The organism is Streptomyces sp. NPDC046805, assembly GCF_040645355.1.
GTDB lineage: Bacteria > Actinomycetota > Actinomycetes > Streptomycetales > Streptomycetaceae > Streptomyces.
Genome location: NZ_JBEYYC010000009.1, coordinates 114,809 through 131,607, shown reverse-complemented (window position 1 = coordinate 131,607; position 16,799 = coordinate 114,809). Strand labels below are relative to the sequence as shown.

General features: G+C 70.1%; 17 protein-coding genes. 1 reads left to right on the top strand and 16 read right to left on the bottom strand.

Annotated features, from left to right (window positions below; genetic code table 11):
- Positions 1–68: 68 nt before the first annotated feature.
- The 11 genes from ABZ910_RS12525 to ABZ910_RS12475 form a co-directional block, all read right to left on the bottom strand.
- Complete coding sequence (locus tag ABZ910_RS12525) at positions 69–2,921, bottom strand: DEAD/DEAH box helicase (protein WP_361362603.1); 2,853 nt, start codon at positions 2,919–2,921, stop codon at positions 69–71.
- Between the two features lie 98 nt (positions 2,922–3,019).
- Complete coding sequence (gene tatC / locus ABZ910_RS12520; RefSeq protein ID WP_361362600.1) at positions 3,020–3,970, bottom strand: twin-arginine translocase subunit TatC; 951 nt, start codon at positions 3,968–3,970, stop codon at positions 3,020–3,022.
- A 47-nt stretch (positions 3,971–4,017) separates the two neighbouring features.
- The gene (gene tatA / locus ABZ910_RS12515) at positions 4,018–4,305 is read right to left on the bottom strand and encodes a Sec-independent protein translocase subunit TatA (RefSeq protein WP_361362597.1); all 288 of its coding nucleotides are present in this window, start codon (positions 4,303–4,305) and stop codon (positions 4,018–4,020) included.
- Between the two features lie 260 nt (positions 4,306–4,565).
- The gene (locus tag ABZ910_RS12510) at positions 4,566–4,760 is read right to left on the bottom strand and encodes a hypothetical protein (protein ID WP_361362594.1); all 195 of its coding nucleotides are present in this window, start codon (positions 4,758–4,760) and stop codon (positions 4,566–4,568) included.
- A gap of 10 nt (positions 4,761–4,770) precedes the next feature.
- On the bottom strand, positions 4,771–5,046 hold the full coding sequence (locus tag ABZ910_RS12505; RefSeq protein ID WP_361362864.1) for a hypothetical protein: 276 nt from the start codon (positions 5,044–5,046) through the stop codon (positions 4,771–4,773).
- An 11-nt stretch (positions 5,047–5,057) separates the two neighbouring features.
- Complete coding sequence (locus ABZ910_RS12500; RefSeq protein WP_361362592.1) at positions 5,058–6,134, bottom strand: WYL domain-containing protein; 1,077 nt, start codon at positions 6,132–6,134, stop codon at positions 5,058–5,060.
- 19 nt (positions 6,135–6,153) lie between these two features.
- A complete protein-coding gene (locus tag ABZ910_RS12495) occupies positions 6,154–7,131 on the bottom strand; it encodes a WYL domain-containing protein (protein WP_361362589.1) in 978 nt (325 codons plus the stop codon).
- A gap of 119 nt (positions 7,132–7,250) precedes the next feature.
- Positions 7,251–7,625: an FKBP-type peptidyl-prolyl cis-trans isomerase gene (locus ABZ910_RS12490; protein WP_361362586.1), complete on the bottom strand. Its 375-nt coding sequence runs from the start codon at positions 7,623–7,625 to the stop codon at positions 7,251–7,253.
- Positions 7,626–7,719: 94 nt separating this feature from the next.
- Positions 7,720–8,724: an FKBP-type peptidyl-prolyl cis-trans isomerase gene (locus ABZ910_RS12485; protein WP_361362583.1), complete on the bottom strand. Its 1,005-nt coding sequence runs from the start codon at positions 8,722–8,724 to the stop codon at positions 7,720–7,722.
- A gap of 165 nt (positions 8,725–8,889) precedes the next feature.
- On the bottom strand, positions 8,890–10,251 hold the full coding sequence (gene pafA, locus ABZ910_RS12480) for a Pup--protein ligase (protein WP_361362580.1): 1,362 nt from the start codon (positions 10,249–10,251) through the stop codon (positions 8,890–8,892).
- A gap of 9 nt (positions 10,252–10,260) precedes the next feature.
- Positions 10,261–11,520 carry an MFS transporter gene (locus ABZ910_RS12475; RefSeq protein WP_361362577.1) on the bottom strand — a complete coding sequence of 420 codons (1,260 nt, stop codon included), beginning with the start codon at positions 11,518–11,520 and terminating at the stop codon, positions 10,261–10,263.
- A 140-nt stretch (positions 11,521–11,660) separates the two neighbouring features.
- On the opposite strand from ABZ910_RS12475, the gene ABZ910_RS12470 reads away from it, so the two are divergent.
- Positions 11,661–12,677 (top strand): LacI family DNA-binding transcriptional regulator, encoded by a 1,017-nt coding sequence (locus ABZ910_RS12470; RefSeq protein WP_361362574.1) that lies wholly within the window; start codon positions 11,661–11,663, stop codon positions 12,675–12,677.
- Positions 12,678–12,770: 93 nt separating this feature from the next.
- Here ABZ910_RS12470 and prcA read toward each other — a convergent pair whose 3' ends face one another.
- The 5 genes from prcA to dop all read right to left on the bottom strand — a co-directional run bounded on the left by prcA (position 12,771) and on the right by dop (position 16,711).
- Entirely contained in the window at positions 12,771–13,532 is a 762-nt protein-coding gene (gene prcA / locus ABZ910_RS12465) for a proteasome subunit alpha (RefSeq protein WP_361362571.1), read from the bottom strand.
- A gap of 60 nt (positions 13,533–13,592) precedes the next feature.
- Positions 13,593–14,438, bottom strand: coding sequence for a proteasome subunit beta (gene prcB / locus ABZ910_RS12460; RefSeq protein ID WP_361362568.1), 846 nt, complete (start codon positions 14,436–14,438; stop codon positions 13,593–13,595).
- Entirely contained in the window at positions 14,390–14,665 is a 276-nt protein-coding gene (locus tag ABZ910_RS12455) for an endonuclease domain-containing protein (RefSeq protein WP_361362565.1), read from the bottom strand. Before ABZ910_RS12455 ends, prcB begins: the two co-directional genes overlap by 49 nt.
- A gap of 125 nt (positions 14,666–14,790) precedes the next feature.
- Positions 14,791–15,009, bottom strand: coding sequence for a ubiquitin-like protein Pup (locus tag ABZ910_RS12450; RefSeq protein ID WP_361362563.1), 219 nt, complete (start codon positions 15,007–15,009; stop codon positions 14,791–14,793).
- 190 nt (positions 15,010–15,199) lie between these two features.
- Positions 15,200–16,711 (bottom strand): depupylase/deamidase Dop, encoded by a 1,512-nt coding sequence (gene dop / locus ABZ910_RS12445; protein WP_361362560.1) that lies wholly within the window; start codon positions 16,709–16,711, stop codon positions 15,200–15,202.
- Between the last annotated feature and the right edge of the window lie 88 nt (positions 16,712–16,799).

Genomic DNA, 16,799 nt, shown 5'->3' with positions numbered 1-16,799 from the left:
TGATGACGTACGGGCGTACGAAACCCCGCGCCTCCGGCGAGACGCGGGGCTGTGACGGGAACGGGGGATCAGCCCACGGAGGAGTAGGCCACCACCCCGCGGCGCAGGCCGTCCACGGCCTTGCGGGCGTTCTTCGCCACGGTCGAGCCCTCGGTGGGGGCCGCCGCCGCGATCTGCCCGAGGACGTCGATGACCTGCTTGGTCCAGCGCACGAAGTCACCGGCCGGCATCTCCGCCTCGCGCAGCACCTCGTCGAGCCCCTTGCCGGAGGCCCACATGTAGGCGGCCCAGGCGAAGCCCAGGTCGGGTTCGCGCTGGCCGACGCCCTCGGTCTGGTTGATGCGGAACTCCTCCTCCAGGGCGTCCAGCCGGCCCCAGATGCGGACCATCTCGCCGAGCGCGGCCTTCGCCTTGCCAGAGGGCAGCTTGGGCGCCAGCGCGTCGTCGCTGACCCGCGCCTCGTACACCAACGCCGAGACGCAGGCGGCCAGTTCCTCCGGGCTGAGCCCCTCCCAGACGCCCTCGCGCAGGCATTCGCTGGCCAGCAGGTCGAGTTCGCCGTAGAGCCGGGCGAGCCGCTTGCCGTTCTGGGTGACCTCGTCGCCGCGCAGGTAGTCCAGTTCGGTCAGCAGCGCCACGATCCGGTCGAAGGTGCGCGCGATCGTGTTCGTACGGCCCTCGATACGGCGCTCCAGCTGCGAGGTGTCGCGCATGAGCCGGTGGTAGCGCTCGGCCCAACGGGCGTGGTCCTCACGGTCGTTGCAGCCGTGGCAGGGGTGGGCGCGCAGCTCGGTGCGCAGCCGGGCGATCTCGCGGTCGTCGGCGGCCTGGGAGCGCCGCTTGCGCTGCCGCTCGGGCGTGATGTGTCCGGCCTTGGTGCGCAGCGCGGAGGCGAGGTCGCGACGGGACTGCGGGGAGCGCGGGTTGAACGTCTTCGGGATGCGCATCCGCTCCAGCGGCTCGACCGGCACCGGGAAGTCGATGGACGCCAGCCGCTTGACCTGCCGCTCGGCGGTGAGGACCAGCGGGCGCGGACCGTCGTGGTGCTGGAAGCCGCGGTGGCCGTCCGCGCGGCCGGCGGACAGGCCCGGGTCGAGGACGAGGGCGAGGCCCGCGTACTTGCCCGTCGGGACGTGGATGACGTCGCCGGGCTTGAGCTTCTCCAGGGCGACGGCGGCCTCGGCACGCCGCTGGTTCGCGCCCTGCCGGGCCAGTTCGGTCTCGCGGTCCTTGAGCTGGCGGCGCAGCGCGGCGTACTCCTCGAAGTCGCCGAGGTGGCAGGTCATGGACTCCTTGTAGCCCTCAAGACCCTCCTCGTTGCGCTGCACCTGCCGGGAGATCCCGACGACCGACTTGTCGGCCTGGAACTGCGCGAAGGACGTCTCGAGCAGCTCGCGCGAGCGGTGCCGGCCGAACTGCTCGACCAGGTTGACCGCCATGTTGTACGACGGCTTGAAGCTGGAGCGCAGCGGGTACGTGCGCGTGCCCGCGAGGCCGCCCAGGTGCTCGGGGCTCATGCCGCGCTGCCACAGCACGACCGCGTGGCCCTCGACATCGATGCCACGACGGCCCGCACGACCGGTGAGCTGGGTGTACTCGCCGGGGGTGACGTCGGCGTGCTGCTCGCCGTTCCACTTGACGAGCTTCTCCATCACCACCGAGCGGGCGGGCATGTTGATGCCGAGCGCGAGCGTCTCGGTGGCGAAGACGGCCTTCACCAGGCCGCGTACGAACAGCTCCTCGACGACCTCCTTGAAGGTCGGGAGCATACCCGCGTGGTGGGCGGCGATGCCGCGCTCCAGGCCTTCCAGCCACTCGTAGTAGCCGAGGACGTGCAGGTCCTCGGGCGGGATGGAGGCGGTGCGCTCCTCGACCAGGGCGCGCACCTGCTCCCGCTCGTCCTCGTCGTTGAGGCGCAGTCCGGCGTACAGGCACTGCTGGACGGCGGCCTCGCAGCCGGCGCGGCTGAAGATGAAGGTGATGGCGGGCAGCAGGCCCTCGGCGTCCAGGCGCTCGATGACCTCGGGGCGGCTCGGCGTCCACACCCGGGAACGCTGGCGCCGTTCCCGCTCGCGGTCGGCCTCGCGCATGCTGCGGCCGCGTCTGCGGTCCTGGTAGGAGGGGCGGCTGGCCTCCATGCGGGCGAGTCGCGTGAGGTCGGGGTTGACGGCCTTCTTCTGGCCCTCGCCCTCCTCGAACAGGTCGTACATCCGGCGTCCGGCGAGCACGTGCTGGAACAGCGGCACGGGCCGGTGCTCGGAGACGATCACCTCGGTGTCGCCGCGGACGGTGTCGAGCCAGTCGCCGAACTCCTCGGCGTTGGACACGGTCGCCGACAGCGACACCAGGGTCACGGACTCGGGGAGGTGGATGATCACTTCCTCCCAGACGGCGCCGCGGAAGCGGTCGGAGAGGTAGTGCACCTCGTCCATGACCACATAGCCGAGGCCGAGGAGGGTCTGCGAACCCGCGTAGAGCATGTTCCGCAGGACCTCGGTGGTCATCACGACGATCGGGGCGTCGGAGTTGACGCTGTTGTCGCCGGTGAGGAGGCCGACCTTGTCCGCGCCGTAGCGGCGGCACAGGTCGGCGTACTTCTGGTTCGACAGCGCCTTGATGGGTGTCGTGTAGAAGCACTTCTTGCCCTGCTGCAGGGCGAGATGCACGGCGAACTCGCCGACGATCGTCTTGCCGGAGCCGGTGGGGGCGGCGACCAGCACGCCCTTTCCGTCCTCGAGCGCCTGGCAGGCCTCGACCTGGAAGTCGTCGAGGCCGAAGTCGTACATCTCGCGGAAGGGCGCGAGCGCGGTGGCCTGCTCGGCTGCCCGCGTACGGGCGGCCGCGTACCGCTCGGCCGGTGAGAGGTCCTCTGTCATCGTGCTTTCGAGCGTACCCGTCGGCACCGACATCGGGACGATCATTGTCCGGAACCGGGGACGCAGGGCAGGAACGGCAGGAACGAAAGGTGCCTCCGTCCCTCGGGGACGGAGGCACCGCTCACGGCAAGGAGCCGGGCAGGTCAGGTGACGTCGTCGAAGCCGTTGACCCGCTCGCGGCCCGCCTGCTCGGGCACGACCGGGGCGGTCGACACGGTCTCGACGGCGCCGATCTCCTCCGGCGTGAGGTCCAGCTCGGAGGCCTCGTCGTCGCCGGGGCCCTCGGCCGCACGGCGCTGCCTGCGCCGGTCGTTGAGCAGAGAGAAGGCGACCGCGCCGAAGTACAGCACCCAGATCGGTCCGGCGAGCGCCAGCATCGACAGCGGGTCGGTGCTGGGCGTGGCCACGGCCGCGAAGACCGTGATGCCCAGGATCATCCCGCGCCACCAGCCGAGCATGCGCTTGCCGGTGAGCACCCCGGTCAGGTTGAGCATGACCAGCAGCAGGGGCAGTTCGAAGGAGAGGCCGAAGACGACCACCATGCGCGTGACGAGCTGGAGCAGGTCGTCCAGCGGCAGCAGGTTGTCGACGCCGTTCGGCGTGAAGTCGATGAGCACCTTCGCCGTGGTGGGCAGCACCCTGTACGCGAAGTAGGCACCGCCGAGGAAGAGCGGGACACCGGTGCAGACGAAACCGTAGGCGTACTTCTTCTCGTGCCGGTGCAGACCCGGCGCGACGAAGCCCCACAGCTGGTAGAGCCAGACCGGCGAGGCGAACACGACGCCGGCCATCAGCGAGACCTGAAGGGCCAGCGTGAACGGTGCGAGCAGGCCGTTTATCGTGATCCGCGCACACTGCTGACCGTCGTCGGTGGACTTGGCCAGATCGGCGAACGACTGCTGGCAGCCCACCGAGTCGAGGACCGGCTTCGTCAGGAAGTTGATGATGTCGTTGTAGAAGAAGGCGGCGACGACCGTCACCACGACGATGGCCAGCATCGCCTTCGCGAGCCGGTTGCGGAGCTCACGAAGGTGATCCGCAAGGGGCATCCGCCCCTCCGGATCCTTCTCCTTCTTGCGGGCAGACTTGGGCAACCCACGTCCTCATCTCGTACGGCAGGCCGGGGGCTTCCGGCCGTGCGTCAGCGCTGCTGGGTGGTGTCCGTCGGCTCGTTGACCGGGCGCGAGCTGGCCACGTCGCCGGGGGCCGCCTGGATGGTGCGCTGCGCGGGGGGCTCCTCGCCGGAGTGCGACTGACCCGCCGGAGCGGACGTGCCGCCGTCTTCCTTCATCGCCTTGGCCTCGCTCTTGAGGATGCGCGCGGACTTGCCGAGCGAGCGGGCCATGTCCGGAAGCTTCTTCGCGCCGAACAGCAGGATGATGACGACGAGAATGAGAATGATCTCGGGGGCTCCGAGCCTTCCGAACATAAGTCTTTACCTTCTCACCGAGGCAGTTGGGTGGGGTGCTGTCCGACCAGTCGGACACTTGTCCGAGCGATCGTGCTCGCAGCGATCGTAACGCTCAGGGGTAAACGTGAGGCAATCCCCGCACCTACTCCCGGTCTGCGGTGTGAGCCTCGATTCACGCACCGCGAGCAGCAGCGTACCTGCCCCTCCCGGCACCAGGACAGGGCGAAGTGACACAAAGCGCTTACGGTGCGGAACTCCCCCGTCCGCCGCGCCCGGTGTCACAGCGAGTCCGCGGCGCGGGCCGCGCTCACGGACGCCCGCTCCAGGTCTTCGGCGGCCCGGTTGATGCGCTGCGCGGCGTCCGCGACCTGCTGCCCCAGGCGCCGCGCCTCCAGGAACACCCGGACGGCGAGCACACCGAGAACGGCGAGACCCAGGAAACCCACAGCTACCGCGAACATCGGCCAGAACATGCGCCCGAGCCTAGACCGTGGAGTACAGCCGCAGCGTCCTGACCCCGCCACCGGTCAGCAGCTCGACGATGCGTTCACCCGCCGGCTTGCGGACGGCGACGCCGCAGTCGGGGCACGTGAAGGAGTAGAACGTCGTACGTCTGCTGGCGCCGATGGCGAGACGCAGCGCGCTCGCGGCGAGCTCGAAGCGGCCCCGGCAGTGCGGGCAGCCCGCCCGGAACACCACGGGAGCTCCTCGCCTCTTCCCGGCCGTCCCACCGGTCGTCCCGGCCCTACCGCCCGACACCGCAGACCCGCTCAAATCCCTCGCTCCCGCCCGTCGCCCGGCCTGTCGTCCGCCCCGTCGCCGCCGTCACCCGGACCCCGGGCAGCCGACGGCGCCCGGTCCGCCTCGATGCCGTCGTACGCGGCCAGCGCGGCACGGGCCGCCTGGCGGGCGCTGTCGGCCAGCTCGGGCGGGGCGACGATCCGGCCGTCCCGGCCCAGACGCAACGCCAGCCGCCGCAGCGAGGCCGGGTCGGGGGTGCGCAGGGTGATGCGCAGCCCGCCGTCGGGAAGCTCCTCGGCACTGTCGTGCGGGTAGTACTCGGCGACCCAGCGGCCGCCGGGTCCGACCTCGACAACGACCTCCGGGTCCTCGGCGGCCGGCTGCACCAGTCCCTCCGACAGGTCCCGCAGTTCGACCTCGGGTGGCGCGGACGGCTCGTCGAGAATCCTGATCTCGGCGACCCGGTCGAGCCGGAAGGTACGGCGCGCCTCGGAGCGGCGGCACCAGGCCTCGACGTAGGTGTGCCCGACGCTGACGAGGCGGATGGGGTCGATCTCGCGCTCGGTGAGCTCGTCGCGGGCGGGCGAGTAGTAGCGGATCCACAGGCGGCGGCGCTCGGAGATCGCCCGGTCGACGTCGGCGAAGACACCGCCCTCGGACTCGAAGGTCACCGACAGGCGCGCGCTGGACACCGCCGCCTCGCCGGCCGCCGTCTCCACCTTGGCCGTCGCCCGCAGCAGCGCCTGCCGGTCGCCCTCGCGCAGGCCCGGCAGGGTCGCCACGGCCCGGGCGGCGACCAGCAGCGCGGTCGCCTCGTCGGCGGCCAGCCTGAGCGGCTCGGCCGCTTCCTCGCCTAGGGCGGCGGGGTTGTGCCACCAGATGCGCTCGCCGTCGGTGTCGATGTCCAGCAGGTCGCCGCCGCGGAAGCTGGTGCCGCACATGGGCAGCACGTCGAGGTCGGAGACCAGCTCGTCCTCGGTGATGCCGAAGGCGCGCGCGACGTCCGCGAGCCGCGCACCGGGGCGCTCCCTCAGATACGTCACCAGGGAGAGCATCCGCCGGGTCTGGTCGATGGCGTTCACGGGCCTGACCGGTTTGCCTGCCACTGTCTTGCTCCGCTCCCCCTCAACCCTTGGCCACGGCACGCAGCCGGTCCACCACGTCCGCACGCAGCTCGGCCGGCTCCAGGACCACCACATCGGGCCCGAACTCCACCAGCCAGGCGTCCAGGCCGTGCCCGTACGGAATCTCCAACTCGTCCCAGCCGTCGCCGAGTTCCCGTACGACGGTGGCCTTCGCCCGAAGGGGGTAGCCCGCGCCGGAGCGCAGTCGGATCAGCGCCGAGCGGTCGGCGATCTCCCCCGCCCAGCCCGCGACCGTCTCCCGCACGGTGACGACGTCCGGCACGGGGGCCGTGAAAGCGGTCCCGCGCGAGCGCACCCTGCCGGTGATCCGGGACAGCCGGAACACCCGCTCGGCGCCGCGCTCCCGGTCCCAGCCCGCCAGGTACCAGTGGCCGCGCCAGCACTCCAGCGCCCACGGCTCCACGTTCCGGGTCTCGGGGTGCACGGCGGTGGCCTTGCGGTAGTCGAAGACGACCGGGCGGCGGTCGCGGCAGGCCAGCATCAGCGGTTCGAAGGCGGCCTCGTGCACCGGGATGCGCGGCTCCAGCGCGCCGTGCGGCTCGTAGGGGTCGACGTCCTCGGGCAGCCCGGCCGCGCGCAGCTTCTGCAGGGCGCCGCTGGCCGCGCCGGCGAGGCGGGCCTGCTGCCACACCTTGGCGGCCAGCCCCAGAGCGGCGGCCTCCTCGGCGTCGAGGGTGATGGGCGGCAGGCGGTTGCTGTCGCGGCGGGCCAGATAGCCGACCTCGCCGTCGATGTTCTCGACGGTCTCGATGACCAGGCCGAGTTCGCGCAGATCGTCCTTGTCGCGCTCGAACATCCGGTTGAAGGAGTCGTCGGCCGCGGCCGCTCCCTTGTCCGGCCTGAAGGCCTCGACATACGCCTCGATGGACTCGCGCAGCTCGCGCTTGCTGAGCGGACGCCGCGTCCCCAGCAGGCACAGCGCCAGGTTCATCAGCCGCTCGGCCTTGGCAATGGCCATCGACGCCCTTCACCTTCCTTATGGTCCTTACGCCCGATGACCGTACCCCTCCGCGGCGGCGCGGCAAAAGCCGAGGGCCCATGCCCGAACAGGCATGGGCCCCAGGTGATCCGATCCGATCAGACCGAAACCAGGTCGCAGACGAAGATCAGCGTCTCGCCGGGCTGGATCAGACCGCCGCCCGCGCCGCGGTCGCCGTACGCGAGGTGCGCCGGAATGGTCAGCCGGCGGCGGCCGCCGACCTTCATGCCCTGCACACCGCGGTCCCAGCCGGCGATGACCTGTCCGGCGCCCAGCTGGAACTCCAGCGGCTTACCGCGGTTCCAGGAGGCGTCGAACTCCTCGCCGGTGGAGAAGGCCACGCCCACGTAGTGAACCTTGACGAAATCGCCCGCCTTCGCCTCCGGGCCGTCGCCCTCCCAGATGTCCACGATCTCGAGGTCCGCCGGAGCGTCGCCCTCCGGGAAGTCGATCTCGGGCTTGTCGATGTTCACGTCTCTAGCTCCTGCTTGTGTACGACTCGTAACGCGGCCAGTCTTTCATCCCCGCCGCCGGCACGCCCGCGGCGGTATGCCTCACCACGCGGCGCTACATCGCCGCCAGGATGTCCAGCGAGAACACCAGCGTGGAACCCTTCTTGATCACGCCACCGGCCGGCGGGGTGTTGCCGTACCCCAGGTCGGGCGGCACGACGACCAGGATCCGGCTGCCCACCTTCTTGCCGGTCACACCCTGCGCCAGCCCCTTGAGGACCTGCTGCATCTGCTGCACCGAGAACTGGCTCAGCCGCCCCGATCCGTACGTCTGCTCGAACGTCTTGCCGCCGTCCCAGACCACGCCCTTGAACTGGCACAGGATCGTCTGGTCGCTCTTGACCTCCGCGCCGTCGCTCTCCAGCACGTAGTCCGACACCAGCTTCGTCGGCGGATTCACCTTCGGGATGTCGATGGAAGGGGCGTTGCCGTCCGTGTTCGTGCCGACCTTCGGCAGCGCGTCGTCGTTCTGCGGGACCGCCTTGCCCTGGGCGGAGCTCTTCGCGTTGAAGGTGTTCAGCAGGTCGACGACGAACACCAGCGTGTCCGTGCCCTTGATGCCCGCCTGCGCGTTGCCCGACTTGCCGTAGCCCCAGGTCGGCGGCACCGCCATCTCGACCCGGCTGCCGACCTTCTTGCCCGTGAGCGCGTACCGCCAGCCGTCGATGACGCTGCCCTGGGCGAGCTGGAGGACCAACGGGGTGTGGCGGTCGTAGGAGTTGTCGAAGACCTTCGCCGTGGACCAGACCTGGCCCAGGTAGTTCGCCTGGATGAAGTCGTTCTCCGCGACCGTCCGGCCACCGCCCGCGATCACCGTCTTGACCGCGAGATCCTTCGACGGCTCCCCCGGGCCCTTGGCGACCGTCGGCTTCTCGCCGAACTTCGTGCCCGCGGTGATCGCCGGCAGCGGCCCCTCCACGATCTTCGGCGGTGGCACGGACGAAGCCGAAGGAGACGGCGACGCGCTCGCCTCGCTCGACTTGGAGCCGCCGTCGCCGCATCCGGCGAGCGTGACCATTCCTGCAGGTACGGCGGCGAGGAGAAGTGAGCGTCGGCGCACGGTGGGGCCTCGTAATCGATCGATCTTGTTGATGGCGTGCGCGCAACTCTACGGCGTGAGAAGGGCGCCGTACGGGAAACGTACGGCGCCCGTGTGGCGCCCGGGCATTCCTGCCCGGAAACTCTTCTCTCACCGGCGTTTCGGTTCAGTTCACCGGCATTCTCATCACATTCCTGCGATCAGCTTCTCCACGCGGTCGTCCACCGAACGGAACGGGTCCTTGCACAACACCGTGCGCTGCGCCTGGTCGTTGAGCTTCAGGTGCACCCAGTCCACGGTGAAGTCCCGGCGCTGCTCCTGCGCCCGCCGGATGAAATCACCGCGCAGCCGGGCCCGAGTGGTCTGGGGCGGAACCGACTTGCCCTCGAAGATCTTCAAGTCGTTGCAGATCCGGGTGGCTTGCCCCTTCTTCTCCAGCAGGTAGTACAGACCCCGGCGCCGGTGGATGTCGTGGTAGGCGAGGTCTATCTGCGCCACGCGCGGATGCGACATCGTCATGTTGTGCTTGGACCGGTACCGCTCGATGAGCTTGTACTTCATCACCCAGTCGATCTCGGTGTCGATCCGGTCCAGGTCCTCGGTCTCGATCGCGTCCAGCGTGCGGCCCCACAGCTCCAGGACCTGCTCGACGGTGCCGGTGCGGATGCCCCGGCGCTCGCAGAAGTCCACGGCCTTCTCGTAGTACTCGCGCTGTACTTCCAGGGCCGACGCCTCGCGCCCGCTCGCCAGGCGCACCTTGCGCCGCCCGGTGATGTCGTGGCTGACCTCGCGGATCGCCCGGATCGGGTTCTCCAGGGTCAGGTCCCGCATCACCGTGCCCGCCTCGATCATGCGCAGGACGAGGTCCGTGGCCCCGACCTTGAGCAGCATCGTCGTCTCGGACATGTTGGAGTCGCCCACGATGACGTGCAGGCGGCGGTAGCGCTCCGCGTCCGCGTGCGGCTCGTCGCGGGTGTTGATGATGGGGCGGGAGCGGGTCGTCGCCGAGGAGACGCCCTCCCAGATGTGCTCCGCCCGCTGACTCACGCAGTACACCGCACCACGCGGCGTCTGCAGCACCTTGCCCGCGCCGCAGAGCAGCTGCCGGGTCACCAGGAACGGGATGAGGATGTCCGCGAGCCGGGAGAACTCCCCGTGCCGCGCCACCAGATAGTTCTCGTGGCAACCGTAGGAGTTGCCCGCCGAGTCCGTGTTGTTCTTGAACAGGTAGACGTCGCCCGCGATTCCCTCCTCGTGCAGGCGTCGTTCCGCGTCCACCAGAAGTCCTTCGAGAATGCGCTCGCCGGCCTTGTCGTGGGTGACCAGTTCGGTCACGTTGTCACATTCGGGTGTCGCGTATTCCGGATGTGAGCCCACGTCGAGATAGAGCCGGGCGCCGTTGCGCAGAAAGACATTGCTGCTACGGCCCCATGACACGACACGGCGGAAGAGGTACCGCGCCACCTCGTCAGGCGACAGGCGGCGCTGTCCCCTGAACGTGCACGTGACGCCGTACTCGTTCTCCAGCCCGAAAATGCGGCGGTCCATGACTGAACATTACGCCTGATCCCCTGAGCTGAAACGGGGTTCGGCAGCACGATTTGGATCATTTTCCGATGAAGCCGCAACGACCCCTCCCCCGGCGGGAGCTGCGAGGACCCGCCCGGTGGCCAGCAGAACCAGCAGCGACACGGCCCCCGCGACACCCGGCACCGCGAACCCCCACAGGGCCCCGCCCGCCTGGACCACGGAGCCCGCCAGCCCCGTTCCCACCGACGCACCCACGGTGAACGTCGTCACGAGCCAGGAGAAGGCCTCGGTGACCGTGCCGCGCGGCGCGTGCCGGTCGACGATGACGAACGCGCAGGCGATCGCCGGAGCGAGGAAGACACCGGCGACCACCGTGAGCAGCACCATCGCCACCGCACCCGGCATCAGCATCAGCGGCAGGTAACACACCGCCAGAAGCCCCACCACCACCCGCAGTCGCCGCTCCGGAGGCCCGGCCCACTCCCGCGCCCCGTAGACGGTGCCGCCCGCCAGCGCGCCCAGACCCACGGCCGCCATCAGCCAGCCGTACACCACGTCACCGCCATGGTCGTCGGCGTACGACATCGACGCCACCGCGATGGAACCGAGCGCCATGCCCACGAACAGGAACGCGGCAAGGAGCGCCAGCAGTCCGGGCGCCCTGAGCGCGCCCAGCCAGTGCGCCTCCCGCGGCTGCGAACGCCACGCGCGCGAAGGCGCCGACACCACCACGGACAGCGCCCCCAGCACGCCCAGCCCGTTCAGCACCAGCAGCGCCGCCCGCTCCGACCACAGCGACACGCAGAGCGTCACCAGCAACGGGCCCACGGTGAACATCACTTCCTGCGCCACCGCGTCCATCGCGTACGCCGTGTGCACCTGATCCTCCCGGCGCAGCACGGACGGCCACAGGGCGCGCAGACCGCCCTCCAGGGGCGGCGTGAACAGGCCCGCGGCCGCCACCGCGGCATACGCGAGCGGCAGCGGGTCGGTGCCGGAGAAGGCGAAGACCGTCATCGAGAGCGCCGAGAGGACCGCCGCAGGCAGCTGCACCCGCGGCTGCCCGTAGAGGTCCACCAGCCGCCCCAGCACGGGCTGCCCGACCGCGTTGGCCACGCCGTACACCGCCGCCAGCACGCCGGCCAGGGAGTACGTGCCGCCGTCCGCCCGGACGAACAGCACCAGCGCGATGGCCGCCGTGGCGTTCGGCAGGCGGCCCACCAGCGTGCCGACCAGCAGCCGGGCCGCGTGTCTCGCCCTGAGGATCTCCAGGTACCCCGCGGCCATGTCCTGCCCTTCACCAGCTCCCCCGCGGTGACGCAGCACCTCGGAGTTTTACGTATAACGTCCGCCGTCATACGTACCATGTGCGCTGTTCGGCAGTCCAACCAGCCGCACGACCGAAAAAGAGAAGGGACCCGTCCACGGTGGCACGCAGCAGCACGCGCCCGACGAGCCGTGACGTCGCGCACGCCGCGGGGGTCTCCCAGGCCGCCGTCTCGCTCGTCCTCGGCGAGAAATGGCGTGGCCGTGTCTCCGAGGCCACCGTCCAGCGCGTACGGCAGGCCGCCCGGGACCTCGGTTACCGGCCCAACCTGGCCGCCCGCAACCTGCGCCTCGGCCGGACCCGCACCGTCCTCCTCGTCGTCCCCGCCCTCACCACCGAGTTCTTCGCCGGCGTCTACACCGGCGCCGCCCGCATCGCCGCCGAGCACGGCTTCGGCGTCGTCCTCTACCCCTCCCCGGCCGGCATCGGCCCGGCCCGCAGCCCCTTCGGCTCCGCCGAGGCCGCCCTCGACGGCGTCATCGCCTCCTCCATGGCCGCCGACGCCCTCACCGCCATCCGCGGCGACCAGTTGCCCCTCGTCATGCTCGACAGCGACCCCGCCGGAAGCCTGGGCGCCGCCACCGTCAACCTCGACATCGCCGACGGCGTACGCCAGGTCGCCGACCACCTCCTCGGGCTCGGCCACCGCCGCTTCCTGCACATCGCCGCCGACATCGCCTCCTGGACCTTCGAGGTACGCGCCCGTGAGCTCGCGGCACGCGTCGGCGCCGTGGAGGGGACGGTCCTGGGCACGGTCCGCGCCCCGATCTCGATCGACGGCGCCCTGGCCGCCACCGAAGCCGCACTCACCGGCCCCGGCCCCCGCCCCACCGCCCTGGTCTGCGACGACGACAAACTCGCGGCCGGTGCCTACAAGGCCCTGCGCCGCCTCGACCTGCGCGTCCCCGACGACATCTCCGTCACCGGTCTCGACGACCTCGCCCTCGCCACCGCCCTCGACCCCGAGCTGACGACCGTACGCCTGGACGCCGAGCTCTTCGGCGAACGCGGCATGCAGACCCTCCTCGCCGTCCTGGAGGGCCGCGAGCCCGAGCAGGGCGACATCCCCGTCGAACTCGTCGTCCGCGGCTCGACGGCACCGCCGCGGCCCATCTGACGGCACTGCCGCGGCGCAGCCGGCGACCCGGCCGCGGACATGACCGCGCCCCGGACGGTACCGACCGACCGGGGCGCGCGCGTGCGAAAGGAGCTACTTCTTCTCGGAGCCCTCGTCGCCCTCGTCCTCGGAGCTCTCGGCCTCCGTGGCGGCGCCGTTCGCCTCCAGCAGACGCCCCAGCTGACGGCCCACGATCCGCTTGAACTTGCGCTTCTGCGGACGCGTCCGGTCCAGCACCGCGACCTCCAGGCGCTCGGCCGGGATCTCCCGCTCACTGCCGTTCGTGTCCCGCGACAGCGCCTGCACGGCCAGCTTCAGCGCCTCCGCCAGGCTCATGCCGTCCTGGTGCCGCTGGTCCAGGAAACCGCTGATCTGCTCGGCGTTGCCGCCCACCGCGACCGAGCCGTGCTCGTCCACGATCGACCCGTCGTGCGGCAGCCGGTAGATCTGGTCGCCCTCCGGCGTCTCACCGACCTCCGCCACGACCAGCTCCACCTCGTACGGCTTCTCGGCCGCGCTGGAGAAGATCGTGCCCAGCGTCTGGGCATAGACGTTGGCCAGGCCGCGGGCCGTCACGTCGTCCCGGTCGTAGGTGTAACCCCGCAGGTCCGCGTACCGCACACCGCCGATGCGCAGGTTCTCGTACTCGTTGTACTTGCCGGCGGCCGCGAAGCCGATCCGGTCGTAGATCTCGCTGAACTTGTGCAGCGCACGGGACGGGTTCTCACCGACGAACACGATCCCGTCGGCATACTGCAGCACGACCAGGCTGCGGCCACGGGCGATGCCCTTGCGGGCGTACTCCGCCCGGTCGGCCATGGCCTGCTGAGGTGAGACATAGAACGGCGTCGACACCGGTTATCCGTCCCTTTCTGTCGAAGTCACAGGATCACCTAGACAATCACCGGCCGCCGACTACAGCAGCGCCGCCCGCGGGCCGTCGGGCTGCTCCATCCGCCGCTCCAGCACCGAGCGGGCGATCTCGGAGCACTCCGCCTCGGTGAGCCGGCGGAAACCGTCCTCGGTGATCACGGTGACGATCGGATAGATCCGGCGCGCGACATCGGGACCACCGGTCGCCGAGTCGTCGTCCGCCGCGTCGTACAGGGCCTGGACGACGAGCGTCGTGGCCTCGTCCTCGGTCAGGTCGTCACGGAACAGCTTCTTCATGGAGCCGCGCGCGAAGATCGAGCCGGAGCCGGTGGCGGCGTAGCCGTGCTCCTCGGAACGGCCGCCCGTCACGTCGTACGAGAAGATCCGGCCCCGGTCGCGGTCCACGTCGTACCCGGCGAAGAGCGGGACGACCGCCAGGCCCTGCATGGCCATGCCGAGGTTGGACCGGATCATGGTCGACAGCCGGTTCGCCTTGCCCTCCAACGACAGCTGAGCGCCCTCGACCTTCTCGAAGTGCTCCAGCTCCAGCTGGAAGAGCTTGACCATCTCGACGGCGAGACCGGCGGTGCCGGCGATACCGACGGCCGAGTACTCGTCCGTCGGGAACACCTTCTCGATGTCCCGCTGGGCGATGACGTTCCCCATGGTGGCGCGGCGGTCACCGGCCAGCACGACGCCCCCCGGGAAGGTCGCGGCGACGATGGTGGTGCCGTGCGGCGCCTCGATCACGCCCTGGGTGGGCGGCAGCTGCCGCTTGCCGGGCAGCATCTCGGGCTGATGCTCGGAGAGAAAGTCCATGAACGAGGACGACCCAGGCGTCAGGAAGGCAGCTGGTAGACGCCCGGTGCCAGGAGTATTGGCTTCCACGAGTTTCCTTCCAGGTAGGCGGTGACCCGGTTCATGGCTTCGGGATCTTCCCTCGGCAGGCCAGGACCGGAATTGCAGTTGCAGCACAGTACGCCACGGACCCTACCCGTCTTGTGGCAGTGATCCACATGTGCGACGGAGGCCGACAGACAGATACAGCGGACGCCCCCTGGGGAGGCGATCAGGTCCGCACGGGCCGCGCTCGCGGACGGCACCGCTCTCCCCATGGCCTCTCGGCGCCTACGGAGCCCGAAGGCTGCGCGCAGCGGGACTTCGCCGCACCGCGCGCAGCACTTCGCCTCCGACTCCCCCAGCACGCCCGCTCTCACCCTTCGAATCGAAGGGAAGGGACCTACTCTCCGCCTTTTTGCACGAAGGAGCGCACGAAATCCTCTGCGTTTGCCTCGAGGACGTCATCGATTTCATCGAGGACGTCGTCCACGTCATCGCTCAGCTTCTCGTGGCGCTCCTTGAGCTCCTCCGAAGCCTGCGCGTCCTGCGCCTGCTCCTCGACCTCCTCCGTGGAGCGCGTCGCCTTCTGCTGGCCGCCGCCGGTGTCCTTGGTCGCCATATCCCTCACCCCGCTCAGTTCGCCCGACATGGGTCGACGGGTCGGCATTCCCGCCGAATGGTGATGATCAGACCCTACAAGCCGGGTCCGACATCGGCCCCGCAGTTTCTCCAACGCACGGGGACCACCTCGATGATTCCCGGGCGCCGGGATTTCCACCCTGCCCACCGGAAGCGGTCCGTATGCCAGGTCAGCCGCCGGAAAGAACCCTGACCAGGTCCTCCGCCGTACGGCAGCGGTCCAGGAGCTCCTTGACGTGATTTCGCGTTCCGCGAAGCGGTTCGAGGGTTGGGACGCGCTGCAGCGAATCCCGGCCCGGGAGATCGAAGATCACCGAGTCCCAGGAGGCGGCCGCGACGTCGTCGGCGTACTGCTCCAGACAGCGCCCGCGGAAGTACGCGCGCGTGTCCTCCGGCGGCTTCGTACGGGCCCGCTCGACCTCGGCCTCGTCCAGGAGCCGCTTCATGCGCCCGCGGGCCGCCAGACGGTTGTACAGGCCCTTCTCGGCCCGTACGTCGGCGTACTGGAGGTCGACCAGGTGAAGCCGGGCGGCGTCCCAGTCGAGGCCGTCGCGGCGGCGGTAGCCCTCCATGACCTCGCGCTTGGCGACCCAGTCCAGTTCGCCGGCGAGGCTCATGGGGTCGTTCTCCAGGCGGTTGAGGGTGTCCTCCCAGCGGGACAGGACGTCCTTGGTCTGGTCGTCGGCGTCCGCGCCGTAGCGCTCCTCGACGTACTTGCGGGAGAGCTCGTAGTACTCCATCTGGAGCTGGACCGCGGTGAGTGTGCGGCCGCTGCGGAGGGTGACCAGGCGCTTGAGGCCGGGGTCGTGGGAGACCTGGTGCAACGTCCGTACGGGCTGGTCGACGGCCAGGTCCACCGCGATGAAGCCGTCCTCGATCATGGACAGGACCAGGGAGGTCGTGCCCAGTTTCAGATACGTCGAGATCTCGGAGAGGTTCGCGTCGCCGATGATCACGTGGAGGCGGCGGTACTTCTCCGCGTCCGCGTGGGGCTCGTCCCTCGTGTTGATGATCGGGCGCTTGAGGGTCGTCTCCAGGCCGACCTCGACCTCGAAGTAGTCGGCGCGCTGGCTGAGCTGGAAGCCGTGCTCGTGGCCGTCCTGGCCGATGCCGACGCGTCCGGCGCCGGCGAAGACCTGCCGGGAGACGAAGAAGGGCGTGAGGTGGCGCACGATGTCCGAGAAGGGGGTCTCCCGCTTCATCAGGTAGTTCTCGTGCGTGCCGTAGGACGCGCCCTTGTTGTCGGTGTTGTTCTTGTAGAGGTGGATCGGCTGGGCGCCGGGAAGCGCGGCTGCGCGTTCGGCGGCCTCGGCCATGATGCGTTCGCCGGCCTTGTCCCACAGGACGGCGTCGCGGGGGTTGGTGACCTCGGGGGCGCTGTACTCGGGGTGGGCATGGTCGACGTAGAGCCGGGCGCCGTTGGTGAGGATCACGTTGGCGAGGCCGATGTCCTCGTCGGTGAGCTGGCTGGCGTCGGCGGCCTCGCGGGCGAGGTCGAAGCCTCGGGCGTCCCGCAGCGGGTTTTCCTCCTCGAAGTCCCAGCGGGCCCGGCGGGCCCGGTGCATCGCCGCCGCGTAGGCGTTGACGATCTGGGATGAGGTGAGCATGGCATTGGCGTTGGGGTGGCCGGGGACGGAGATCCCGTACTCCGTCTCGATGCCCATTACTCGCCGTACGGTCATGCGGCCCTCCTTGCCCGGCGGCGCCCTCGGTCGTGGGCGCCCCTAGTACCGCTGACGCTGCGGTGCGTGTGCGGTGCCCGTCCCCGCA